Here is a 23,888-nt window from a genome sequence, read left to right on the forward strand (position 1 = left end):
GATCAGCCGGGCGGCGTCAGGTGGGGGCGCTGGGAGCGCTTGTTCGTCTCGTAGGTCTCCCGCGCCGCGTACGTGGCGCTCGTCGTCGCCACCTCCGCCACCGGCACGTCCCACCACGCCTCGGAGGACGGCACGTCGTCGGCCAGCCGGTCCGTGCGCACGTAGATCACCGTGGTGCCGGCGGACGCGCGCGCCGTGTCGAGCGCCTTGCGCAAATCCGCGACGGTCTCGGGGCGCAGCACGGCGGCGCCCAGGCTGGCGGCGTTGGCGGCCAGGTCCACCGGCAGCGGCCCGCCGTCGCGGCGCTGGTAGGCGGTGCCGAGCCGCTCGGCGCCGACGCTCTCCGACAGACGGCCGATCGAGGCGAACCCGGAGTTGTCGACCAGCACCACGACCAGCTTGACACCCTCGGCGACGGCCGTGACCAGCTCCTGGGCCATCATGAGGTACGAGCCGTCGCCCACCAGCACGAACACTTCGCGCTCCGGAGCCGCCAGCTTCACCCCCAGGCCACCGGCGATCTCGTAGCCCATGCAGGAGTAGCCGTACTCGACGTGGTAGCTGCCGGGGCCGCTGGGCCGCCAGAGCTTGTGCAGGTCGCCCGGCATCGATCCGGCCGCGCACACCACCACACCGTCGTCGCCGGCCGCCTCGTTGACCGCCCCGATGACGGCGGCCTGCGGGATCGGCGAGCCCTCCAGCGCGTACGCCTCGTCCACCGCCGCGTCCCAGGCCCGCGTCAGCTCGGCGGCGCGCTCCCGGTAGGCGGCGGGCGTGCTGTGGCCCGCGCACGCCTGCGCCAGCTCCTCCAGCCCCTCACGGGCGTCGGCGACCAGTTGCAGGCCGGAGAGCTTGGCGGCGTCGAACCCGGTGATGTTGAGGTTCAGGAACGCGGCGTCGGGGGCGAAGATCGTGCGGGAGGCGGTGGTGAAGTCGCTGTAGCGGGTGCCGACGCCGATGACCAGGTCGGCCTCGCGGGCCAGCGTGTTGGCCGCCGTGGTGCCCGTGGCGCCGATCGCGCCGAGGGCGAGCGGGTGACCGTACGGAAGGGCGCCCTTGCCCGCCTGCGTCTCCGCCACCGGGATGCCGCACGCCTCGGCGAAGGCCCGCAACCGCGCGGTGGCCTCGCTGTAGATCGCGCCGCCGCCGGCCACGATGATCGGGCGGGCGGCCGACCTGACCAGCTCGGCGGCGCGGGCGAGGGCCGCGCGCTCCGGCCGGGGCCGCGGGATGTGCCAGACGCGCCGGGCGAACAGCTCATCCGGCCAGTCGAACGCCTCCGCCTGCACGTCCTGCGGCAGGGCCAGCGTCACCGCGCCGGTCTCGGCCGGGTCGGTGAGCACCCGCATGGCGGCCAGCAGCGCGCTGGGGAGCTGTTCGGGCCGGTTGATCCGGTCCCAGTAGCGGGAGACCGGCTTGAAGCAGTCGTTGACGGAGATGTCGTACGAGCGCTGGTCCTCCAGCTCCTGGAGCACGGGGCTCGCGGCGCGGGTGGAGAAGATGTCGCCGGGCAGCAGCAGCACCGGCAGGCGGTTGATGGTGGCGCCGGCCGCGCCGGTGATCATGTTCGTCGCGCCGGGGCCGATCGAGGTGGTGCAGGCCAGCGTGGTCAGCCGGTTGCCCGCGCGGGCGTAGGCGGCGGCGGTGTGCACCATGGCCTGCTCGTTGCGGCTCAGGCGGTAGGGCAGGTCCTCGGTGGAGGTGGCCAGCGCCTGGCCCAGGCCCGCCACGTTGCCGTGGCCGAAGATGCCGAGGCAGCCGCCGAAGAAGCGGCGCTCCACCCCGTCGCGCTCGCTCCACTGGCGGGCCAGGAAGTGCACCACCGCCTGCGCGACGGTCAACCGGATCACGAAGTCCTCCCGAACGGCAGTCTGGTGTCGATGGGCTGGGCGTCCCAGGAGGAGCGGATCCACGCGTGGCGCGGGTCGTCGCAGAACGCCATCGAACGATGCTCCGCCGGGCCTGCCAGGACGTTCAAGTAATACAGGTCGTAGCCGGGTGCGGCCATGGAGGGGCCGTGGTAGCCGTACGGGACGAGCACCACGTCTCCGGAGGAGACCTCGGCGAGGGTGTCGATGTGGCCGCGCTCGGAGGAGTAGACGCGCTGGTAGCCGAGGCCCTGGTCGGCCACCTCGAAGTAGTAGATCTCCTCCAGCACGGCCTCGCCCTCGCCCGGGATGTCGTGTTTGTGCGGGGGATAGGAGGACCAGTTGCCGCCCGGGGTGAGCACCTCGACGGCCATGAGCTTGTGGCAGCCGGCGAAGGCGTCGGGGGAGCAGAAGTTGTTGACCTGGCGGGTGGCCTGGCCGGCGCCCCTGATCTCGACGGACACCTCGGCGGCGGCCACGTAACGCGGGGGGAGCGCGCGGGTGGCGCGGGCCGAGGGGAACGCGATGCGCCCCGCCCCCTCGATGGTCACCTGCGTAGAAATCGGGATATAGGCGAAATCGGAGGGGCCGTCGAAGACCGAGGCGCGGCCCGTCAGCACGAACGTGTCGCCGGGGATGGTGACCGTGCAGGAGCCCGCCAGGGGCAGGACGAGCAGCTCCTCCTCGCCCGTGTCGAAGGACAGCGGGGCGTCCGTCAGGTCCGCGATGCGCAGGCCCGAGTAGGTCCAGCCGGCCGTGGAGGGGGTGATCTCGACCGACCAGGGGCCGCTGGCGGTCTTGCCGTACGGAAGGTGAGTCATGTGCGGGCCTCTCGTACCAGTGCTGCGGCGCCGTCCACCGCGGTCGCCACGTCGTCGTCGGGAGGGTAGAGCAGGGCGCGCCCGACGACGAGCCCGCGCACGCCGGGCAGGCGCAGCGCGCGGTGCCAGTCGGCGTAGGCGGCGTCGATGTCGGGCGGGTCGCCACCCAGGAGCAGGGCGGGCAGCGTGGTGGCGGCCATCACCCGCTCCATCTCGGCCACGGCCGGGATCTTCAGCCAGGTGTAGGCCGAGGTGACGCCGAGCGCCTGGGCGACGCTGATCGCGCGGATCACGGCGTCGGGCGACAGGTCGTTGCGCAGCGCCCCCGACTCCGAGCGCAGCGACCAGAACGGCTCGACCATGGCCACCAGCCGCCTGCGGGCCAGCTCGGTGACCGCGCGGGCGCAGGACTCCAGCGTGGTCACGGTGGCGTGGTCGGACGGGTCGATGCGGCAGAGCATCTTGCCGCCGTCGAGCCGCATGGCGTCGATGGAGGCGGCGTCGAAGCCGGTGAAGCGGTCGTCCACCTCGAAGACCGTGCCCTGCAGCCCGCCGCGGTTCATGGAGCCGAAGGCCAGCTTGCCCTCCAGGGCGCCGAGCAGCAGCAGGTCCTCCAGGACGTCGGGGGAGGCCAGGATGCCGTCGACGCCGGGCCGGGACAGCGCCAGCCGCAGCCGGTCGAGCAGGTCGGCCCGGCTGGCCATGGCCAGGGGCCGGTCGCGGACGCCGAGGGCGCCGCGGGCCGCGTGGTCGGCGGCGATGATCAGCAGCCTCTCGCCCTCGGCGGGCAGGCCGCGGCGCTGCCGGCGGGCCGCGCAGGCGGCGATCTCCTCCGGCTGGGTGGCGCGGATGCGGGTGAGCCGCTCGTAGTCGGCCGACTGGGACAGCGTGAGGTCGCTCACGGGCGCGCCCCGTTCAGCAGGTCGTCCACCTCTGCGGTGGACGGCATCGCGTCGGCGCAGGCCAGGCGGGCGGCCACGAAGGCGCCCGCCGCGTTGGCGAAGCGCAGCGTGCGCTCCAGCGGCCAGCCGCGCAGCAGGCCCAGGCACAGGGCGCCGCCGAACGCGTCTCCCGCGCCGATCCCGTTGACCACCTTCACCTCCATGGGCTCCACCAGTGCGCTCTCCTCGGAGGTACGCGCGAAAACCCCTTCCGGGCCCATTTTCACGATCGCGAGCCGTACGCCGGCGTCGAGCAGGGCCTGCGCGGCGGCCTCAGGGTCGCGTACGCCGACCGCGACCTCGACCTCCTCCAGGTTGCCCACGGCCACGTTCGCCAGCGGCAGCATCCGCTGGGCCGCCTCGTGGGCGGCCTCCCGGGACTCCCACAGCACGGCCCGGTAGTCGAGGTCGAACACCGTCCACCCGGACGTGCGCGCCGCGAGCGCGGCGGCGTGGGTGGCGGCGCTCGGCTCCTGGCTCAGCCCGGTCAGCGAGAACCAGAACAGCCCGGCTCCCGCGATCGCGCCGAGGTCGAGCACCGACGGGGAGAGCTGCAGGTCGGGCGGGTGCTCGCCGCGGTAGAAGTAGATCGGGAAGTGGTCGGGCGGGAAGATCTCGCAGAACGTCACGGGCGTGGGCCGGCCCTCGATGGTGGTCACGAAGGCGTCGTCCACGCCGAAGCCGCGGATCGCCCGGCGCACGTAGTCACCGAACGGGTCGGCGCCCACACCGGTGATCACGGCTGAGCGCAGCCCGTGCCGGGCCGCGGCGACGGCGACGTTGGTGGGGCTGCCGCCGAGGAACTTGCCGAAGGTCTCGACGTCGGCCAGGCCGACCCCGGTCTGCAGCGGATAGACGTCGACGCCGGAGCGGCCGATCGTGATCAGGTCGTACAACAGCACCTCCAGAGACGGAGCTCACCTCGTCACTATGGCATATTGTCATGACATTCGGATGTCCGCTATGTTGCGGATCACGCCCCTTCAGAGTTCTCGGTCGTTCACTACCCGGCATCGTGGGTAGTGAAGATCGCCCCCGCACGGGCATAGGCGCAGCATGTGGGCACGTCCTCGAATAACGGCCAGGTCTTTACGTCATATGAATGTCATGACATATTGGCCCATGGCCTCCTCCCTTTAGGACACGTCGGAGGGTTTGCATGGCATTGCGGAAACGGTCGATGGGTGTGGTCGCGGTCATCACCGCCGCCGGTCTGGGGCTCGCCGCGTGCGGCCAGTCCTCCGGCGGGGGCGGCGACACCATCGAGCTGACGATCGCCCAGAACGCCATCGCCGGCGGCAAGAACGCCGCCGCGGCGAAGTTCGTCGCCGACTGGGTGATCCCCAAGTTCGAGGCGGCGCAGAAGGCGAAGGGGAAGGACGTCACGGTCAAGTTCGTTCCCAGCGGCGTCGACGACGAGCAGTACAAGACCAAGCTCTCCCTCGACCTCAAGTCAGGCAAGGGCGCGGACGTGATCGACATCGACGGCATCTGGGCCGGCGAGTTCGCCGAGGCCGGCTACATCAAGCCGCTGGCGGAGCTGGTCGGGGCGGAGGCCGACAGCTGGGACGGCTGGGCCCAGATCCCCGAGGCCGTGCAGGCCATGGCCGAGTTCAACGGCAAGAAGTACGCCCTGCCCGTCGGCACCGACGGCCGCGTGCTCTACTTCAACAAGAGCCTGTTCGCCAAGGCCGGGCTGCCGGCCGACTGGCAGCCCAAGAGCTGGCAGGAGATCCTCGACGCGGGCGCCAAGCTCAAGTCCTCCGGCGTCCCCGTGCCCATCCAGATCAACGCCGGCACCGCCATGGGCGAGGCCACCTCCATGCAGGGCGTGCTGCCGCTGCTCGCGGGCGCGGGCGGCGAGGTGCAGCAGGACGGCAAGTGGAGCGGCGCCTCCCAGCCGCTGAAGGACGCGCTCGGCCTCTACCAGAAGATCTACGGCGGCGGCCTCGGCGATCCCAGGCTCCAGCAGGAGGCCAAGGGCCGCGACAAGTCGTTCCAGCAGTTCGCCGAGGGCAAGGTCGGCATCCTGATGGAGGGCGACTACTTCTGGCGCGGCGTGGTCAACCCCAAGACCGGCGTGGCCAAGATGGCCGACCGCGACCAGACCGTCGGGTACGCCATGATCCCGGCCATCGAGCCCGGCAAGGGCATCAAGGGCCAGGACTTCGTCAGCATGTCCGGCGGCGCCCTCCGCACGGTCAACCCCAACAGCAAGCACCCGAAGGAGGCGTTCGAGCTGCTGGCCTTCACGCTCTCCCCGGAGGCGCTGAAGGAGGAGACCAAGGACGGCAACGTCCGCATCACCCCGCGCACGGACGTCAACAAGGAGATCCTGGCGGGCGAGCCGCTGCTGACCTTCATCTCGGAGAAGGTGCTGCCCGTGACGGCCTACCGGCCGCCGGTCGCGCTCTACCCGCAGGTGTCGGTGGCGCTGCAGGAGGCCACCGCCGCGGTCGCCGGCGGCACGGCTCCGGACCAGGCCGCGGCCGACTACCAGAAGAAGCTTGAGGGAATCGTCGGTGGCGCAGGCAATATCGCCTCCTGAGGCTCCTGGGGCTCCTGAGTCGGCCCCCGGCACGAAGGAGCCCGCCCGCTACAGCTCGGACGCGGCGGGTCTCGGCAAGGCGCGGGCAGGGGTCTTCATGGCCCCCGCCCTGCTGCTGATCGCCGCCTTCCTCGTCTTCCCCGCGCTCTGGGTGCTCTACCTGGGCCTGACGAACTACCGCCTGACCGGGATCGCCGCCGCCGAGCCGCAGTTCGTCGGCCTCGACAACCTCCTCGACGCGGTCGCGAACCCGACGTTCTGGAGCTCCACCTGGCTGACCACGCAGTTCGTGCTGGGCTCGGCCGTCATCGGGCAGGTCGGGCTCGGCTTCACCATCGCGTGGCTGCTGCGTGACCGGCGCGGCCCGCTCAAGCGGGTGGTCGAGGGCCTGGTCATCCTGGCCTGGATCCTGCCCAGCGCCATCGTGTCGTTCCTGTGGGTGGCGCTGCTCGACCGCGACGGCGGCACCCTGAACGCGCTGCTCGGCATCCCCGGCACCGCCTGGCTGCTGGACCACCCGATGTTGTCGATCATCGTGTTCAACACCTGGCGCGGTACCGCGTTCTCGATGATGTTGTACGGCGCCGCGCTCGGCAACGTGCCGCCCTCGCACCTGGAGAGCGCCCGCCTGGCCGGCGCCTCCGGCTGGCAGCAGCTCAGGGACGTGGTGTTCCCGCACATCAGAGGGCACATCCTGACGAACCTGCTGCTGATCAGCCTGTGGACGTTCAACGACTTCACCCCCTTCCTGCTCACCGCCGGCGGCCCCGACGGCAAGTCGGAGGTGCTGGCCGTGCACGTGTACAAGGTGGCCCTGCAGGGTGGCGAGCTGGGCTACGGCGCCGCCGTCTCCACGATCATCCTGCTGATCAACCTGGTCGTCGCGGTGTTCTACCTGCGGCTGTTGCGGAGCAAGAAATGACGCGGTTCGTCCTGGGCCGGATCGGGTTCTACACGCTGATCGCCGTGCTGCTGGCCTTCTTCACCATCCCGCTGCTGTGGCTGGTGACCGCGCCCTTCACCACCGACCCCACCTACGAGGTGGCGGTGCCCGACTTCACCTGGGACAACTTCGCGGCGGTCGCGGAGCACCCGTACGCGCTGCCGTCGTTGTGGAACTCGGTCGTGCTGTCGGTCGGCACCGCCCTGCTGGTCGTCCTGTTCTCCGCGCTGGCCGCCTACGCGCTCAGCCGGGTGCGGCTGCCCGGCCGCGACGCCCTGCTGTACGCGCTGCTGCTGCTGTCGTCGATCATCACCGGCACGGCGGCCATGGTGCCGCTGTTCCAGCTCGCGGTGGAGCTGAACCTCATCGACTCGCAGCTCGGGCTGATCCTCATCCTGACCGGCGGCCTGCTGCCCGCGGCGATCTTCATGCTGAAGGACTTCATGGACTCCACGCCCAAGTCGTACGAGGAGTCGGCCCGCGTCTTCGGCGCCACGCCGCTGCAGATCGTGCGGCACGTGGTGGTCCCCCTGGTACGGCCGGGGCTGGCGACCATCGCGGTGTGGGCCGTGGCCAACGTGTGGGGCAACTTCCTGATGCCGTACCTGCTGCTGAGCGACGTGGAGAAGCAACCGGCGGCGGTGATCACGTACACGCTGTACACCGAGGGCGGGCAGGCCAACCTCAGCATGTTGTCCACCTTCGGGCTGCTTTACTCCATCCCGGTGGTGCTCATGTACCTGTTCGTCAGCAAGAAGTACGGCTTCCGCTTCCACGGAGGGATCAAGCGTTAATGGCCGCCATCGAACTACGCGGGCTGACCAAGGTCTACCCCGGCGGGGTGAAAGCGCTCGACGCGCTCGACCTGGCCATCCCCGACGGCGAGTTCTTCGCCCTGCTCGGGCCCTCCGGCTGCGGCAAGACCACGCTGCTGCGCACGATCGCCGGCCTGGAGACCGCCAGCGGCGGCGCCGTGGTCATCGGGGAGCGCGACGTGACGGGCGTGCAGCCGGGCGGCCGGGACGTGGCCATGGTGTTCCAGGACTACGCGTTGTTCCCGCACATGGACGTCACGGACAACATCGCCTACCCGCTGCGCATCAAGAAGGTCCCCAAGGGCACGCGCCGCGACAAGGCCGCCGAGGTGGGGGCGCGGCTCGGGCTGGACCATCTCATGGACCGGCGGCCGGGGCAGCTCTCCGGCGGGCAGCAGCAGCGGGTCGCGCTGGCCAGGGTGATGGCCACGCAGGCGCAGGCGTACCTGTTCGACGAGCCGCTGTCCAACCTGGATGCCCGGTTGCGCCTGGAGGCCCGTACGTTCCTCAAGAAGCTGCAGCGCGAGCTGGGGGTGACCACCGTCTTCGTCACCCACGACCAGGCCGAGGCGCTGGCCATGGCCGACCGGATGGCGGTCATGGAGGCCGGGCACATCCGGCAGATCGGCACCCCGGCCGAGGTCTTCCAGCGGCCCGCCAACACCTTCGTGGCCGGGTTCATCGGCTCCACGCCGATGAATCTGCTGGACGGCACCGTGCGAGGTGACACGCTGGAGGTGGCAGGGTGCAAGATCGCGGTCCCCGCCTCCGCCGGCGGGCCGCTGTCCGACGGGGAGGAGATCGTGTACGGCGTACGGCCCGAATACCTGGCCTACTCTGCCGAGCCCGCGGAGGGCGCGTTCGGCGGGCAGGTGGCCATCGTGGAGAACCTGGGCGCCTCCCATCTGGTGACCCTCGACGTCAACGACGTGAGCGTGCAGGTCGTGGTGCCGGAGGGCAGCGAGCCCGCGGTGGGCGACGACGGCTACGCGCTGCCCCGGCGTGACCGGGCGCTGGTCTACCGGAACGGAGAGCTGGTGTGAGGGGCCACTGGTCGCTGGACGACCGGCTGGAGCGCATCCTGCGCGAGGTGCCGTTCGAGGTGCCGCCGGGGACGGCCGCCGTGCACGTGAAGCTCTCCTACGACAGGTCGCAGGGCGTGATCGACCTCGGCTGCGGATCCCCCGGCGGCTTCCGCGGCTGGTCGGGCGGCGCGCGCGACGAGTACACGATCACCCGCGACTGGGCCACCCCCGGCTACCTGCCGGGCGAGCCCGAGCCCGGCACCTGGAACGTGTGGCTGCGGCTGCACCGCATCCCGCCGCAGGGCCTGGACTACACGCTGGACATCTCCTTCGAGCGGGCCGCGCCGCCCGAGCCGGTGGCCGAGGAGCCGCCGCACGGCGAACGGCCGCCGCGCCGCGACATCCCGGACGTGGGCGGCCTGCGCTGGTACGCCGGCGACTTCCACGCCCACACCGTCCACAGTGACGGCAGCCTCACCATCGCCGAGCTGGCCGAGCTGGCCCGCGGGCGCGGCCTGGACTTCCTGGCCGTCACCGACCACAACACGGTCAGCCACCACCCCTGGCTCGCCGGGACCGGCCGCGGCCTCACGCTCATCCCCGGCCAGGAGGTCACCACCGACCGGGGGCACGCGAACGTGTTCGGCGACGTCGGCTGGGTGGACTTCCGCGAGCCCGCCGACTCCTGGGTCGAACACGCCGAGCGGGCGGGCGGGCTGATCTCGATCAACCATCCGCTCGGCGGCGACTGCGCCTGGCTGCTGCCGATCAGCCGCCGGCCGCGCGTGGCCGAGGTGTGGAGCTCCGGCTGGTGGGACCGCCGCTGGGGCGCGCCGCTGGCCTGGGCCGACGCCTGGCGCGACGACGTGATCGCGATCGGCGGCAGCGACTTCCACCGGCACGGCTCCGACGGGCTGCCCGGCACGCCCACGACCTGGGTGCTGGCCGAGGATCCCGCCGCCGTCCTCGACGGCGTGCGCGCGGGCCGCACCGCCGTGTCCACCGGCCCTGACGGGCCGCTGCTGCTCAGGCTGGGCGACGAGCTGATCGTCCTGGACGCCGACGGCCTGGTCCTGGTCCGCCCCGACGGCACGCGGCAGGTGGTGCGCGGCGAGCGGGTGCTGCTGCCGGCCATCGACGGCCCCCACCGGCTGGAGACCTACGAGAACGAGGTGATCGCCCTATGCGCGTGAGGAGAGTCGCCAACGCGCCCGTGAGCTTCGGCGTGTTCGAGCTGAGCGACGGCCCGCCACCGCTGACCCCGGACGAGATGGTCCACGCGCTGGCCGAGGCCGGTTACGAGGGCATCGACTCCGGGCCGATCGGCTACCTGGGCACCGGCTCCGAGCTGACCGACCGGCTGAGCGGGGCCGGGCTGCTGCTCTGCGGCGGCTGGGTGGACCTGCCCTTCCATGACCCGGACGGGTACGAGCGGGCGTTGCCCACACTGGATGCGGCGCTGGACGTGTTCGCAGCCGCGCCTCCGGGTGACCTCCCGCCGCGGCCCACGATCGCCTGCCCTGGCACGCCCGAACGCTTCGCGCGGCCCGGCGGGACCGCTCCAGGGCTGCCGGCCGACGAGTGGCCCGCGTTCGCCGCCCGGATCCAGGACACGACCGAGCGCTGCCGCGCGCGCGGCTTCGAGCCGGTCTTCCACCACCACCTCGGCACCCACGTCGAGACGCCCGAGGACGTCGAGCGGCTGCTGGAGCTGACCGACGTGCAGCTCTGCCTGGACACCGGGCACCTGCTGCTGGGCGGCGGCGACCCGGTGGCGGCGCTGCGCGCGTGGGCCGAGCGGGTCGGGCACGTGCACATCAAGGACGGCGACACCGCGATCCTCGCCCAGGCCCTGGCCGACGGCGTGGACCTGCGCGAGCTCATGGGCCGCGGCGGGTTCGCCCCGCTCGGCGAGGGCGAGCTGGACCTGCCGGCCGTGGTGCGCACGCTGGACGAGATCGGCTACGCGGGCTGGATCGTGATCGAGCAGGACACCTTGCCGGGGCGGCGCACGGTCGCCCAGAACATCGCCGACCAGGCGGCCAACCGCCGGAAACTGAAGGATTTGGGGCTTTGAGAATCGCGCTGGTGGGTTGCGGGGCCGTGACGCAGGCGGTCTACGTGCCGCTGCTGTCGCGGCGCCGCGACCTGTTCGAGGTGAGCGCCGTCTGCGACCTGTCGCGCACGCTCGCCGACGCCGTGGGCGATCGGCTGGGCGCGGCGCGGCGGTACACCGCGGTGGCCGAGATGCTGGCCGAGGGCGGGTTCGAGGCCGTCGTCGTGCTGGCGTCCGGCTCGCACGGCGAGACCGTGCGGCAGGCGCTGGCCGCCGGGTACGCGGTGCTCTGCGAGAAGCCGCTCGCGCTGACCAGGGCCGAGGTGGCGGCGCTGCCCGAGGGGCGGCTGATGGTCGCCTACATGAAGCAGTACGACCCGGCCGTGCGCCGGGCCGAGGAGATCCTGGCCGAGCTGGGCGGGCCCGAGGTGATCAGGTCAGTCGAGGTGACCGTGCTGCACCCGAGCGGGGAGTCGCAGCTCGCGTTCGCGAACCTGACGCAGGCGAACGATGTGGACGCCGGGCTGCTGGCCTCGCTGCGTGCGGCCGAGGGCGAGCTGGTGTCGCGGGCGCTGGGCGAGCAGGCCCCGGAGCAGGTGCGCAACCTGTACGGGGTCGCGCTGGGCTCCATCTGCCACGATCTGTCGCTCCTGAGGCGCTTCACCGGCTCTCCTGAGGAGATCTCGTACGTCGAGATGTGGGGGGCGGCGCCCGGCTCGATCGAGATCTCCGGGCCGCTGCCGGTCCGGGGCCGCTTCTCCGTCAGGTGGCACTACCTGGAGGACTATCCGGCCTACCGCGAGACCGTGGCCATCCACCACGACCGGGGCTCGCTGGAGCTGGTCTTCCCCTCGCCCTACCTGATGAACGCGCCGACCACGCTCACCGTGGTGTCCGGGGGCGAGAGCCGTACGCACTGGCGTGACGTGACCGAGGCGTTCGAGGTACAGCTGGTCGCTTTCCATGCTTACGTGAACGATGGCAAGCCGCCGCTCACCGACGCCGGCGGCGGGCTGGAGGACATCGTCACGGCGCAGCGCATCGCGGCGCGCTACGCCGTACAACATGGTCTGCCCATCGGAGGGGAGTCAGCGTGAGCACGGAGATCGTCGTCGTACCGCACACTCACTGGGACAGGGAGTGGTACGAGCCCTTCCAGCGCTTCAGGCTGCGCCTGGTGGCCCTGCTCGACGAGGTGCTCGACACGATGGAGCGCGAGCCGGCCTACCACTTCACCCTCGACGGCCAGCTCGCCTGCGTGGACGACTACCTGGAGGTGCGCCCGGAGAACCGCGACCGCGTGGCGGCGCTGGTGGAGTCGGGGCGGCTGGCGGTGGGGCCGTGGCAGATCCTGCTGGACGAGTTCCTCTGCTCGGGCGAGAACATCATCCGCAACCTGGAGCTGGGCATGGCCAGGTCGGACAAGCTCGGCGGCGCCATGCCGGTCGGCTACCTGCCTGACATGTTCGGGCACACCGCGCAGATGCCGCAGATCCTGCGCAAGGCCGGGCTGCTGCACGCGTGCGTCTACCGCGGCGTGCCCTCCTCCGTCACCACCGACGCCTTCGCCTGGGTGGCGCCCGACGGCACGGCGCTGCGGACGCAGTACCTGCCGGTGGGCGGCTACGGCAACGGGGCCTACCTGTTCTCCGACGCGGAGGGGCTCGAGCAGCGGGCGGCCGGGTTCGTACGGACCATGCGGGAGTGGCACGGGCCCGAGGGGCCGCTGCTGGCGATGTACGGCACCGACCACTCGGCGCCCGTGCGCGGGCTGCCGGAGATGGTGGCGGCGATCGGCGCCCGCATGGACACCCTGTCCGGATACATCGGCGCATACTCCGGCGACGTGGCGGGGCTGCCGCAGGTGCACGGCGAGCTGCGCTCCCACGCCCGCGCCAACATCCTGCCCGGCGTCATCTCCATCCGCCCGCACGTCAAGCAGGCCATGAGCCGCGCCGAGCGGATGGTCGAGCGCTACGCAGAGCCGCTGGCCGCGCTCTGGGGCCAGGAATGGCCCGGCCGCTTCCTCGACATGGCCTGGTGGCGGCTGGTGGACGCCAGCGGCCACGACTCGGTGACCGGCTGCGGCGTGGACGACACCGCCCAGCAGGTCGCCGCCCGCATCGCCGAGGCCGAGCAGCTCGGGCAGGCCGTGCGCGACATGGTGACCGCCCGCCTGGCCCAGGACGTGCCGTCCGACGGCATGCTGATCGTCAACCCCACCCCCGCCGCCCGGCGCGGCGTCGTGGTCGTGGACGTGGCGGGCACCGACCCGCTGGTGGACCCGTCGGGCGCGCCGGTGCCGGTGCAGCCGCTGGAGTACGCGGCCACGCTGCTGCTCGACGAGGAGATGGACCCGGCCACCGCGCTGACCTTCGTCCACGGCACCGAGCTGTACGGGCAGCACATCACGGACTGGACGGTCGAGGACGGCACCCTCACCTTCACCGTGGCCAGGCACACCTCCGTGGTCGTCGACCTGGACGACCTGCGTGCCGCCATCGGCGGCGTGACCCGCGTCCGCATCGTCGCCGAGCCGCGCCGCACGGTGGCCGCCCTGGTGGAGGCCCCGCCGCTCGGCCACACGAGCCTGCGCCCCGCGCCGCGCGAGCGCGTGTACGGCGGCGACGAGGCGGAGCGCCTGCCCGGCACGCACCACCCGTCCTGCTGGCTCAGCTCCGACTCGGCGCCCCTGCCGGTCCGCGGCGACGAGGAGGTGCTGGACAACGGGCTGCTCAGAGTCACGATCGCGCCCGACGGCAGCCTCACGCTGGTGGGCCAGGACGGCACCACGGTCACCGGCGCCGGGCGCATCGTCGACGGCGGCGACGTGGGCGACACCTACAACTACGCGCCGCCGCTGCACGACACGACGGTGTCGGAGCCGGTGGAGGTGGAGTCCGAGCTGATCTGCGCGGGGCCGCTGGTGTCGATCGTGGACGTCCGGCGCACGTACCTGTGGCCGGCCTCGGGCGAGGACCTCGACGGCGCTCCCGAGGTGCCCGCCATGACGCGTGCCGCCAGGATGGAGGAGATCGCCGTCACCACCCGGGTCGAGCTGCGCGCCGGGGAGCCGTTCGTCCGGTTGCGGGTCGACTTCGACAACCGCTGCGCCGACCACCGGGTGCGCCTGCACGTGCCACTGCCGGCGGCGGCCACGCAGTCGTACGCCGAGGGGCAGTTCGCGGTCGTCAGCCGCGGCCTCACCGCGGAGGCCGGCTGCGGCGAGACGCCGCTGCCCACCTTCCCCGCCTCCTCGTGGGTGGCCGCCGGCGGGGTGGCGGCGCTGCTGGAGCACGTGACCGAGTACGAGCTGGCGGACGGCGAGCTGGCGCTCACGCTGCTGCGCTCGGTCGGCTACCTGTCCCGCAACCGCAACGCCCTGCGGCCGGAGCCCGCCGGCCCGCAACTGCCCACCCCCGCGGCGCAGTCGCGCGGCCCTCGGTCGGTGAGCCTGGCGCTGATGCCGTACCAGGAGGGCTGGGGCGAGGTGCTCCCGCACGCGGAGGCCTTCCGCCACGACCTGCTCGTGGTCCCCGGGCTCGGCGAGTCGTCCCTGCCGCTGCCCGAGCCCGCGCCGGGCCTGTCGGTGGCAGGCGACGGGGTCGTGATGACCTCGCTGCGCGAGCGCGACGGGTGGCGCGAGCTGCGGGTCGTCGCGCTCACCCCGGACGCCACGCAGGCGGTCGTCACCGGCTCCTTCACCCAGGCCCGCCGGGCCGACCTGCGCGGACGCCCGGGCGAGCCGCTCGACGTGACGGACGGGACGCTCCGGCTGCCGCTGGGCGCCTGGGAGATCGCGACGGTGCAGCTCTCTGGGCAGCTCTCTGGGCAGCTCTCTGGGCAGCTCTCGGGCTGAGTCAGGTGCTGAGCCCGAGCTGGCCGGCCGCGCGGATGGCCAGCCAGACCTCGGCGAAGGCCGCGCTGGACTCGAGGTCCCTGCCGCTGAGCTCGCTGAACCTGCGCAGCCGGTAGGCCAGGGTGTTGGGATGGACGTGCAGGGCGGCGGCGGCGTCGCGCACGTGGCGGTTGTGCTCCAGCCAGGTGCGCACGGAGACCAGCAGCTGCGACCGGTGCGCCTCGTCGTAGGCCAGCACCCTGCCCAGCACGTAGTCCACCAGCGCGGCCAGCGTGGCCGGATCCTCGGGCAGCCACCGCCCGGTCGTGTCGTCGCCGTACACGACCAGCGTGCTGCCCGACTCGGCGGCGTGGGTGGCCGCCCAGGCCGCCTCCCGCTGGGCCACCCGCAGCGGCTCCCCGGGCGGGAACGGCCGGCTCATCCCGGCGGCCACCCCCGGCACCCCGGCGACGGCGGGGCCGAGCGCCGGGGGGCCCAGCAGGTAGTGGTCGTCACCGCGGCGCAGCATGAGGTGCGGCAGGTCGTCCAGGGCGCGGCGCAGGGCGTCGTCGGGCACGCCGCGCACCACGAGCAGCACCGCGTCGGCGTCCATGGACAGGCCGAGGCGGGCCAGGCGGCGGCGGGCCGCCGGCGGGTCGAGGAGATCCTGCAGCAGCTCGGCCAGCGTCTCGGCGCCCTCCCTGCGCAGGGTCTCGCGCTCGTGCCTGGCCATCGCGACCTGGAGCGCGGCCACCGTGGCGATGTGCTGGACCACGGCCAGGCCGGCGGGGCGGGCGCCCTCGCGCTCGAAGGCCACCAGGTAGCCCGCCGGGCCGCCGGGCGCCGAGACCGGCAGCACGAAGCCGCCGGGGATCGTGGGCGGCGCGTCGGGCGTGGCGGGCAGGACGTCCAGCGCGGGGACGGGCACGCCCGGCAGGAGGGGGCGGCCCGAGCGGGTGGACAGGTAGACGTCGTAGCCGGACAGGCGCTCCAGGCGCTTGAAGAGCGTGGCCGTGTCGAGGTCTTCGGCGGCCAGCCAGCGCAGCGCCCCGAACACCTGGAGCTGGGCGCCGAGGCGGTGGCTGGCGTCCTCCTGGAGCGCGGCGGCCACCTCCTGCGCGATCGCGATGAACGGGACCGCCAGCGGCACCTCCAGCACCGGCATGCCGCGCTCCTCGGCTGCCTCGAAGAAGGCCGGGTGCAGCGGCGGCACGTGCAGCTGGGCCGACAGGGCGAGCGCCGAGACGCCGGCGTCGTCGAGCCGCTCCAGGTAGGCCCGCTGCCTGGCGGCCGTGCGGGGCACGCCGAGACCGGTGGTCATGATGACCTCGGCGCCGAGCAGCCACGGCGTCGGGTCGTCCAGCTCGCTCACGTGCGCCCACGACACCGAGCGGGACAGCCCGGCCTCGCCCGCGAGCACGCGGAGCTGGAGTGCGGGGGAGCGGAGGAGATCCTCCACGGTCAGTTTGTGGTCGGCCACAACACACACCGTAATACTTCGTGATGACCACAATTGCCGCAGGTCAGAAGCGTGACGAACACTGAGGCGCATGAACCTCGGCCCCGTCGACTCCAGCAAGGTCCCGCGCTTCGCGGGCCCCGCCACCTTCGCCCGCCTGCCCCGCCTCGACCAGGTGGAGCGGGCCGACGTGGCGGTGGTGGGCGTGCCCTTCGACACCGGCGTCTCCTACCGGCCCGGCGCCCGGTTCGGCCCCGCCGCCGTACGGGAGGCGTCCCGGCTGCTGCGGCCCTACCACCCGGGGCTGGACGTGTCCCCGTTCGAGCGGGCGCAGGTCGCCGACGCCGGCGACATCGCGGTCAACCCGTTCGACATCGGCGCCGCCATCGAGACCATCGAGGGCGCGGCCGACGACCTGGATGCCAGGCTGGTCACCATCGGCGGCGACCACACGATCGCGCTGCCGCTGCTGCGCTCGGCGGCCAGGAAGCACGGCCCCGTGGCGCTGGTGCACTTCGACGCGCACCTCGACACGTGGGACACCTACTTCGGGGCCGAGTACACGCACGGCACCCCGTTCCGGCGGGCCGTGGAGGAGGGCCTCCTCGACACCGAGGCGCTCAGCCACGTCGGGATCAGGGGCTCCCTGTACGGTAAGAAGGACCTGGAGGAGGACCGGCGGCTCGGGTTCGGCATCGTGACCGCGGCCGACGTGCTGCGGCGCGGGCTGGACGAGGTGATCGACCTGCTGCGGCAGCGGGTCGGCGAGCGCCCCCTGTACCTGTCCATCGACATCGACGTGCTCGACCCCGCCCACGCCCCCGGCACGGGCACCCCCGAGGCGGGCGGGCTCACCAGCCGCGAGCTGCTGGAGATCCTGCGCGGCCTGGCCGGGCTCAACCTGATCGGGGCCGACGTGGTCGAGGTGGCCCCCGCCTACGACCACGCGGAGATCACCTCGATCGCCGCCTCCCACGTGGCCTACGACCTCGTCAGCCTGCTGGCGCTCCAGGAGAAGACATGAGCAGCGGCTCCCTCACGGAGATCGAGACCTACGGCGTCGAGCGCATCCCCGACGCCGACCGCACCGCCCGCCCCGTCGACCTGTTCAGGGTCGCCTTCGGTGGCGCCAACACGTTCGCGACCTGCGTGCTCGGCGCCTTTCCCATCCTGTTCGGCCTGTCGTTCTGGCACGGCCTGGCCGCCACCGTGCTCGGGCTGGTGGCGGGGGCGCTGATCCTGGCGCCGCTGTCGCTGTTCGGGCCGCTCAACGGCACCAACAACGCCGTCTCCTCCTCGGCGCACCTGGGCGTGCACGGCCGGGTCGTGGGCTCGTTCCTGTCGCTGCTGACCGCGATCGCGTTCTTCTCGATCTCGGTGTGGTCGTCGGGCGACGCGCTCGTGGGCGGCGCGCACCGGCTGGCGGGGCTGCCGGACACCGACCTGACGTACGGGGTCGCCTACGGCCTCTTCGCCGTCCTCGTGCTCGTGGTCTGCGTGTACGGCTTCCGCTTCATGCTGTTCGTGAACAAGATCGCGGTCGCGGCGGCGTCACTGCTGTTCGTGCTGGGCGTCTTCGCCTTCGCCGGCGACTTCGACCCGTCCTACGCCGGGGCGGTCAAGCCGGGTGACGCGCTGTTCTGGCCCTCGTTCATCGGCGCGGCCCTGATCGTGCTGTCGAACCCGGTCTCGTTCGGCGCCTTCCTGGGCGACTGGTCCCGCTACATCCCGGCGAACACGCCGCGCGGGCGGGTGATGGCGGCGGCGTTCCTGTCGCAGCTCGCCACCATCCTGCCGTTCTTCTTCGGCCTGGCCACCGCCTCGATCATCGCCACGAAGGCCGCCGAGTACGTGGACCCGGCCGCCCCCAACTACGTCGGCGGCCTGCTGGCCGTCTCCCCTGGCTGGTACTTCGTGCCCGTCTGCCTGATCGCCCTGATCGGCGGCATGTCCACCGGCACGACCTCGCTGTACGGCACCGGCCTGGACTTCTCCAGCGTCTTCCCGCGCTTCTCCCGGGTGCAGGCCACGGTCTTCATCGGCGTGTTGTCGATCGTGTTCATCTTCGTCGGGCGTTTCGCGGCCAACCTCACCCAGAGCATCTCCACGTTCGCCACACTGATCATCACGTGTACGGCCCCCTGGATGGTGATCATGATGCTCGGGTACGTGACGCGCCGCGGCTGGTACGACCCGGAGGCGCTGCAGGTGTTCAACCGGCGCCAGCGCGGCGGCCGCTACTGGTTCACGCACGGCTGGAACTGGCGCGGGCTGAGCGCCTGGCTGGTCTCCGCCGGGCTGGCGCTGATGTTCGTCAACCTGCCCGGGCAGTTCGTCGGGCCGCTGGGGAACCTCGCGGGCGGCGTGGACATCTCGCTGCCGGTCGGCCTGGCCGTGGCGGGGCTGCTCTACCTCGTGCTGCTGGCGCTCTTCCCCGAGCCGCGCGAGGTCTACGGCCCCGACGGGCCGCGCCTGGTCCGCTCGGCCGACACGCCGGTGCTGCCCATCGTGGAGCCGGCGACGTGACGCGCCTGATCGACCTGTCGGTGCCGATCGAGACCGGGATGCCCGTCTACCCGGGCGACCCGGAGGTCTCGGTCGGCCCGGCGCTCACCGTGGCCCGCGACGGCGTGAACGTGCTGGGCCTGCACCTCGGCTCCCACTCCGGCACCCACGTGGACGCGCCCTACCACCTCGACGACTCCCTGCCGACGCTGGACGAGCTGCCGCTGGAGCGCTTCCACGGGCCCGCCACGGTGGTGGACGCCAGGGGGCGGGGGCCGGTGATCGGTCCCGAGTTGTTCGAGGAGGTGCGCGCGGGCGTGATCGTGCTGGTGGCCACAGGCTGGCCGTTCGGCGGCCACGGCCATCCGTACCTCACCGCGGAGGCCGCCGCGCTGCTGGTCGAGCGGGGCGTGCGCACAGTGGGCACCGACGCGCTGAGCGTGGACCCGACGCCCGCGGACGCCTTCCCCGCGCACGAGGCGCTGCTGCGCGCGCACGCCGTCATCGCCGAGAACCTGTCCGGTCTCGACCGGCTGATCGGGCAGCGGGAGATCGAGGTGTCGATGTTCCCGCTGCGGATCGCCGGAGGTGACGGCTCGCCCGTGCGGGCGGTCGCCCGGGTCGGCTAGCGGGTGCCCCAGGAGTAGGTCTGCTTGCGCAGCTTGAGGTAGACGAACGACTCGGTGGCCCGGACGGCGGGGATGGCGCGGATCTTGCTGAGGATCTCCAGCAGGTGCCCGTCACCCTCGCAGACCACCTCGACGATCACGTCGAAGGAGCCCGCCGTGAGCACGACGTAGTCGATCTCCTCGATGCCGGCCAGCTCGTCGGCCACCTTCTCCAGGTCGCCCTCGCAGTTGACGCCGATCATGGCCTGCCGGGGGAAGCCGAGCGTGAGCGGGTCGGTGACCGCGACGATCTGCATGACGCCGGCGTCCTGGAGCCGCTGGACGCGCTGGCGTACGGCGGCCTCGGACAGGCCGACCGCCTTGCCGATCGCCGCGTACGGCTTGCGCCCATCGGCCTGGAGCTGCTCGATGATCTGCTTGGACAGGTCGTCGAGCACCACCGGGCCGCCGGAGCCGGCGCTGTTGCGGCGTACGCGGGGCGGCGTCGTCATCGGTCGGATCCTCCTAGCGGTCCGGCGTTACGGGGGCGTTCCCGCCGGGTTGCCGTCCTGGTGCGACATGTTGTCAGTTCTTCGCGGTCTGTCAAGCGAATTCGTAGCAATTTGATATCTTCACCACGAAATCCCTTGTCGTGATGCATCTGCTCTGTCAGAGTCGCGGCAACTCAGCCACCTCACGAGGAGGTCGTTAACCTTGACCACCCGTCTGCAGAACTTCATCAACGGTGAGTTCGTGGACGCCAAGAGCGGCCGATTCTCCGACATCATCGATCCGTGCACGGGCGAGGCCTACGTCCAGGCTCCCGTCTCGGGTCAGGAGGACATCGACGCCGCCTTCGCCGCCGCGGCCGCCGCTTTCGAGTCGTGGGGCAGGACCACCCCGGGCGAGCGGGCGAACCTGCTGCTCAAGGTCGCCGACGCGATCGACGCCAGGGCCGACGAGATCAACGAGGCCGAGTGCCGCAACACCGGCAAGCCCCGCGCCCGCATGGCCGAGGACGAGACGCCGGTCGCCGCCGACCACTTCCGCTTCTTCGCGGGCGCGGCCCGCACGTTGGAGGGCCCGACGGCCGGCGAGTTCCTGGCCGAGCACACCAGCGTCATCAGGCACGAGCCGATCGGCGTGGTCGGCCAGGTGACGCCGTGGAACTACCCGATGATGATGGCGGTCTGGAAGATCGCCCCGGCGCTGGCGGCCGGCAACACGATCGTGCTCAAGCCGTCCGACACGACCCCGGTATCCACGCTCAAGCTGGCCGAGATCCTCGGCGAGGTGCTGCCGCCCGGCGTCTTCAACGTCGTCACCGGCGACCGCGAGAGCGGCGCCATGGTCGTCAGCCACCCCACCGCCGCCATGGTGGCCATCACCGGCTCGGTCGGCGCGGGCATGTCGGTGGCCAAGAGCGCCGCCGACGACCTCAAGCGGGTGCACCTGGAGCTCGGCGGCAAGGCGCCCGTCGTGGTCTTCGAGGACGTCAAGGACCTGCGCAAGGCCGCCGCCGACATCGCCACCGCCGGCCTCTACAACGCCGGCCAGGACTGCACCGCCGCCTGCCGGGTGCTGGTGCACGAGAGCGTGCACGACGAGTTCGTGGCCGCGCTCACCGAGGCCGCCGCCGGCACCGTCACCGGCGACCTGGGCAACGAGGAGGCCCTCTACGGCCCGCTCAACAACGAGAACCAGCTCGCCAGGGTCCAGGGCTTCATCGACCGGGTCCCCGCGCACGCCAAGGTCCTCACGGGCGGCCACCGCGTCGGCGACAAGGGTTACTTCTTCGCCCCGACGATCGTGGACGGGCTGCGCCAGGACGACGAGATGGTGCAGAACGAGGTCTTCGGCCCCGTCATCACCGTCCAGACGTTCACCGACGAGGCCGACGCCCTGGCCAAGGCCAACGACGTCAAGTACGGCCTGAGCGGCTCGGTCTGGACCTCCGACCACGGCCGGGCCATGCGCATGTCGAACCGGCTCGACTTCGGTGTCGTCTGGGTCAACACGCACATCCCCTTCGTCTCGGAGATGCCGCACGGCGGCTTCAAGCACTCCGGGTACGGCAAGGACCTGTCGGTGTTCGGTCTGCACGACTACACCCGGGTCAAGCACGTCATGCACTACATCGGCGAATAGCGGCAAGGAACGAACCTGGATATGACCGGGCTGAGTGCGATCGAGCTTGCGGACGTCGTCAAGGAGTATCACTCGCATGGCGAGGTCGTCCAGGCGGTCAAAGGCGTGACGCTGGGCATCGAGGAGGGGGAGTTCTTCTCCCTCCTCGGCCCCTCCGGCTGCGGCAAGACCACCACGATGAGGATGATCGCCGGCTTCGAGGCGCCCTCGAAGGGCGTGGTGAGACTCTACGGCCAGGACGTCACGAACGTCCCGCCGAACAAGCGCGACGTCAACATGGTCTTCCAGTCCTACGCGCTCTTCCCGCACATGAGCGTCTGGGACAACGTGGCCTTCGGGCTCAAGCAGCGCAAGGTCGCGCAGGCGGAGATCAGGCAGCGGGTCGGTGAGATGCTGGAGATCATCGGCCTGACCGGCAGGGAGAAGCGCCTGCCGCGCGCCCTGTCCGGCGGCCAGCAGCAGCGGGTGGCGCTCGCCAGGGCGCTGGTCAACCAGCCGCGCGCGCTGCTGCTCGACGAGCCGCTCGGCGCGCTCGACCTCAAGCTGCGCCAGGCCATGCAGATCGAGCTCAAGCGCATCCAGCGCGAGGTCGGCATCACGTTCGTGTACGTCACGCACGACCAGAGCGAGGCGCTGACCATGAGCGACCGCATCGCCGTCATGAAGGACGGGGCGGTCGAGCAGCTCGCCGGGCCGCGCGAGATCTACGAGCGGCCCGCCACGGCCTTCGTGGCCGGCTTCATCGGCACGTCCAACCTGCTCGCCGGCGCCGCGACCGGCGGCGAGCTGAAGGTCGGCGGCGGCAAGGTGCTGGTGCCGGGCCACGACGGCGACGTGACGGTGACCGTCCGGCCCGAGAAGATCACCATCGGCACGGAGGAGCCCGAGCAGGGGCTGAGCGCCGTGCGGGGCACCGTGGCCGAAGTGGTGTATCTGGGCACGTATAACAGCTATGCGGTGAGTCTCGCTGACGGGGCCGAGGTCACCGTGTTCCAGCAGAACGCGCATGACGCGACGGCCACGGCGGAGCGGGGCGACTCCGTCTGGCTGTCGTGGCAGGCGCAGCACTCGTACGTGATTGGAAGTTGATAGCACCCCATGAACCCCTTCATGCGTGGAATGACGCAGCCCCGCACCCGTCGTGACGTCTTCCGCCTGGCCGGTTACTCCGCCGCCGGGCTAGCCCTGGCCGCCTGCGGCGTGCAGGGGCAGAAGGCGGCGCCGCCCAAGGCCGACGCCGTCGCCGACTACTGGGCCAAGCAGAAGAAGAACGGCAAGGTCGTCTTCGCCAACTGGCCCGAGTACATGCCCGAGGACAAGGGCCCGCTGGAGAAGTTCAAGCAGGACACCGGCATCGCGTACGAGTACAAGGAGGTCATCCAGGAGAACGCCGAGTTCTTCGGCAAGGCCGACCCCGTGCTGCGCGCCGGCCAGTCGCTGGGCTACGACATCGTCGTCATGACCAACGGCATCCAGCTCCAGCACATGATCGAGCTGGGTTACGTGGTGCCGCTCGACCACTCCAAGCTGCCCAACTTCCAGGCCAACGCCGGGCAGAAGTACAAGGAGCGCTCCTACGACCCCGGTAACAAGTACACGGTGCCCTACACCTCCGGGGTGACCGGCATCGCGTACAACACCGAGTTCGTCAAGGAGGAGATCACCAGCATCGAGTCGCTGTTCGACCCCAAGTACAAGGGGCGGGTCGGCATGATGGCCGACGCTCAGGAGATCGCCAACTTCGGCATGATCGCGCTGGGCATCGCGCCGGAGAAGTCGACGGAGGCGGACTGGCGCAAGGCCGGGGAGAAGCTCAAGGCCCAGAGCGACGCCGGAATTGTCCGGAAATATTATGATCAGTCGTACATCGATGCGGTGTCGAAGGGCGACGTCTGGCTGACCATGGCCTGGTCGGGCGACGTGTTCCAGCGGCAGCTCGCCGGCGAGCCGGTGAAGTTCGTGGTGCCCGCCGAGGGCGGCACGATCTGGACCGACAACATGCTCATCCCCAAGGGCGCGGCCAACCCGGTGGACGCCCTCATGCTGATGGACTACCTCTACCAGCCGGCCGTGGCCGCCGAGCTGGACGAGTACATCCAGTACGTCACGCCGGTCCCCGCCGTGCAGGACCTGCTGCGCGAGAAGGCCAGGACGGCCAAGGGCGAGGACAAGAAGGCGCTGGAGGACATGGTGGGCAGCCCGCTCATGTTCCCCTCCGAGTCCGACTACGCCAAGCTGCACAACTACACCCAGCTCACCACCCAGCAGGAGCAGGTGTTCAACCCGATCTTCCAGTCCATCACCCAGGCGTAA

Annotated in this window: 20 protein-coding genes; 14 read left to right on the top strand and 6 right to left on the bottom strand. The window is 71.6% G+C overall.

Annotated features, from left to right (window positions below):
* Nucleotides 1-2: 2 nt before the first annotated feature.
* The 4 genes from iolD to iolC are packed head-to-tail and all read right to left on the bottom strand — an operon-like array spanning nt 3 to nt 4,526.
* The gene (iolD, locus tag LCN96_RS10040) at nt 3-1,847 is read right to left on the bottom strand and encodes a 3D-(3,5/4)-trihydroxycyclohexane-1,2-dione acylhydrolase (decyclizing) (protein ID WP_225275949.1); all 1,845 of its coding nucleotides are present in this window, start codon (nt 1,845-1,847) and stop codon (nt 3-5) included.
* Nucleotides 1,847-2,689 (bottom strand): 5-deoxy-glucuronate isomerase, encoded by an 843-nt coding sequence (gene iolB / locus LCN96_RS10045; RefSeq protein ID WP_225272316.1) that lies wholly within the window; start codon nt 2,687-2,689, stop codon nt 1,847-1,849. Before iolB ends, iolD begins: the two co-directional genes overlap by 1 nt.
* The gene (locus LCN96_RS10050) at nt 2,686-3,591 is read right to left on the bottom strand and encodes a Cgl0159 family (beta/alpha)8-fold protein (protein ID WP_225272317.1); all 906 of its coding nucleotides are present in this window, start codon (nt 3,589-3,591) and stop codon (nt 2,686-2,688) included. The genes iolB and LCN96_RS10050 overlap by 4 nt, the downstream gene beginning before the upstream one ends.
* Nucleotides 3,588-4,526 (bottom strand): 5-dehydro-2-deoxygluconokinase, encoded by a 939-nt coding sequence (gene iolC, locus LCN96_RS10055; RefSeq protein ID WP_225272318.1) that lies wholly within the window; start codon nt 4,524-4,526, stop codon nt 3,588-3,590. The genes LCN96_RS10050 and iolC overlap by 4 nt, the downstream gene beginning before the upstream one ends.
* A gap of 263 nt (nt 4,527-4,789) precedes the next feature.
* On the opposite strand from iolC, the gene LCN96_RS10060 reads away from it, so the two are divergent.
* The 8 genes from LCN96_RS10060 to LCN96_RS10095 are packed head-to-tail and all read left to right on the top strand — an operon-like array spanning nt 4,790 to nt 14,876.
* Nucleotides 4,790-6,178, top strand: a complete 1,389-nt coding sequence (locus LCN96_RS10060; protein ID WP_225272319.1) for an extracellular solute-binding protein — start codon at nt 4,790-4,792, stop codon at nt 6,176-6,178.
* Nucleotides 6,153-7,100, top strand: a complete 948-nt coding sequence (locus LCN96_RS10065) for a carbohydrate ABC transporter permease (protein WP_225272320.1) — start codon at nt 6,153-6,155, stop codon at nt 7,098-7,100. Before LCN96_RS10060 ends, LCN96_RS10065 begins: the two co-directional genes overlap by 26 nt.
* Nucleotides 7,097-7,915 carry a carbohydrate ABC transporter permease gene (locus tag LCN96_RS10070; RefSeq protein WP_225272321.1) on the top strand — a complete coding sequence of 273 codons (819 nt, stop codon included), beginning with the start codon at nt 7,097-7,099 and terminating at the stop codon, nt 7,913-7,915. Before LCN96_RS10065 ends, LCN96_RS10070 begins: the two co-directional genes overlap by 4 nt.
* Complete coding sequence (locus LCN96_RS10075; RefSeq protein WP_225272322.1) at nt 7,915-8,979, top strand: ABC transporter ATP-binding protein; 1,065 nt, start codon at nt 7,915-7,917, stop codon at nt 8,977-8,979. The genes LCN96_RS10070 and LCN96_RS10075 overlap by 1 nt, the downstream gene beginning before the upstream one ends.
* Entirely contained in the window at nt 8,976-10,154 is a 1,179-nt protein-coding gene (locus tag LCN96_RS10080) for a CehA/McbA family metallohydrolase (protein ID WP_225272323.1), read from the top strand. Before LCN96_RS10075 ends, LCN96_RS10080 begins: the two co-directional genes overlap by 4 nt.
* Nucleotides 10,145-11,038, top strand: coding sequence for a TIM barrel protein (locus tag LCN96_RS10085; protein WP_225272324.1), 894 nt, complete (start codon nt 10,145-10,147; stop codon nt 11,036-11,038). The genes LCN96_RS10080 and LCN96_RS10085 overlap by 10 nt, the downstream gene beginning before the upstream one ends.
* Nucleotides 11,035-12,114: a Gfo/Idh/MocA family protein gene (locus LCN96_RS10090; RefSeq protein ID WP_225272325.1), complete on the top strand. Its 1,080-nt coding sequence runs from the start codon at nt 11,035-11,037 to the stop codon at nt 12,112-12,114. Before LCN96_RS10085 ends, LCN96_RS10090 begins: the two co-directional genes overlap by 4 nt.
* Nucleotides 12,111-14,876 (top strand): glycoside hydrolase family 38 N-terminal domain-containing protein, encoded by a 2,766-nt coding sequence (locus tag LCN96_RS10095; protein ID WP_225272326.1) that lies wholly within the window; start codon nt 12,111-12,113, stop codon nt 14,874-14,876. The genes LCN96_RS10090 and LCN96_RS10095 overlap by 4 nt, the downstream gene beginning before the upstream one ends.
* 1 nt (nt 14,877) lies before the next feature.
* Here LCN96_RS10095 and LCN96_RS10100 read toward each other — a convergent pair whose 3' ends face one another.
* A complete protein-coding gene (locus LCN96_RS10100) occupies nt 14,878-16,335 on the bottom strand; it encodes a PucR family transcriptional regulator (RefSeq protein WP_225272327.1) in 1,458 nt (485 codons plus the stop codon).
* A 70-nt stretch (nt 16,336-16,405) separates the two neighbouring features.
* Between LCN96_RS10100 and speB the strand changes: the two genes are divergently transcribed.
* From speB to LCN96_RS10115, 3 genes are read left to right on the top strand one after another with little or no spacing between them, the layout of a single operon-like run.
* On the top strand, nt 16,406-17,338 hold the full coding sequence (gene speB / locus LCN96_RS10105) for an agmatinase (protein ID WP_225272328.1): 933 nt from the start codon (nt 16,406-16,408) through the stop codon (nt 17,336-17,338).
* Nucleotides 17,335-18,840, top strand: a complete 1,506-nt coding sequence (locus tag LCN96_RS10110; RefSeq protein ID WP_225272329.1) for a purine-cytosine permease family protein — start codon at nt 17,335-17,337, stop codon at nt 18,838-18,840. Before speB ends, LCN96_RS10110 begins: the two co-directional genes overlap by 4 nt.
* The gene (locus LCN96_RS10115) at nt 18,837-19,448 is read left to right on the top strand and encodes a cyclase family protein (protein ID WP_225272330.1); all 612 of its coding nucleotides are present in this window, start codon (nt 18,837-18,839) and stop codon (nt 19,446-19,448) included. The genes LCN96_RS10110 and LCN96_RS10115 overlap by 4 nt, the downstream gene beginning before the upstream one ends.
* Here the strand turns inward: LCN96_RS10115 and LCN96_RS10120 are convergent.
* Complete coding sequence (locus LCN96_RS10120) at nt 19,445-19,939, bottom strand: Lrp/AsnC family transcriptional regulator (protein WP_225272331.1); 495 nt, start codon at nt 19,937-19,939, stop codon at nt 19,445-19,447. The two genes, LCN96_RS10115 and LCN96_RS10120, sit on opposite strands and share 4 nt — an antisense overlap.
* A gap of 202 nt (nt 19,940-20,141) precedes the next feature.
* Here LCN96_RS10120 and LCN96_RS10125 point away from each other — a divergent pair, with 202 nt between their 5' ends.
* Genes LCN96_RS10125 through LCN96_RS10135 form a run of 3 tightly spaced genes read left to right on the top strand, consistent with a single transcriptional unit; the run spans nt 20,142 to nt 23,888 of the window.
* A complete protein-coding gene (locus LCN96_RS10125; protein ID WP_225272332.1) occupies nt 20,142-21,575 on the top strand; it encodes a gamma-aminobutyraldehyde dehydrogenase in 1,434 nt (477 codons plus the stop codon).
* 21 nt (nt 21,576-21,596) lie between these two features.
* Nucleotides 21,597-22,664, top strand: a complete 1,068-nt coding sequence (locus LCN96_RS10130; protein ID WP_225272333.1) for an ABC transporter ATP-binding protein — start codon at nt 21,597-21,599, stop codon at nt 22,662-22,664.
* Between the two features lie 30 nt (nt 22,665-22,694).
* A complete protein-coding gene (locus tag LCN96_RS10135; RefSeq protein ID WP_225272334.1) occupies nt 22,695-23,888 on the top strand; it encodes a polyamine ABC transporter substrate-binding protein in 1,194 nt (397 codons plus the stop codon).

The organism is Nonomuraea gerenzanensis, assembly GCF_020215645.1.
Taxonomy (GTDB): domain Bacteria; phylum Actinomycetota; class Actinomycetes; order Streptosporangiales; family Streptosporangiaceae; genus Nonomuraea; species Nonomuraea gerenzanensis.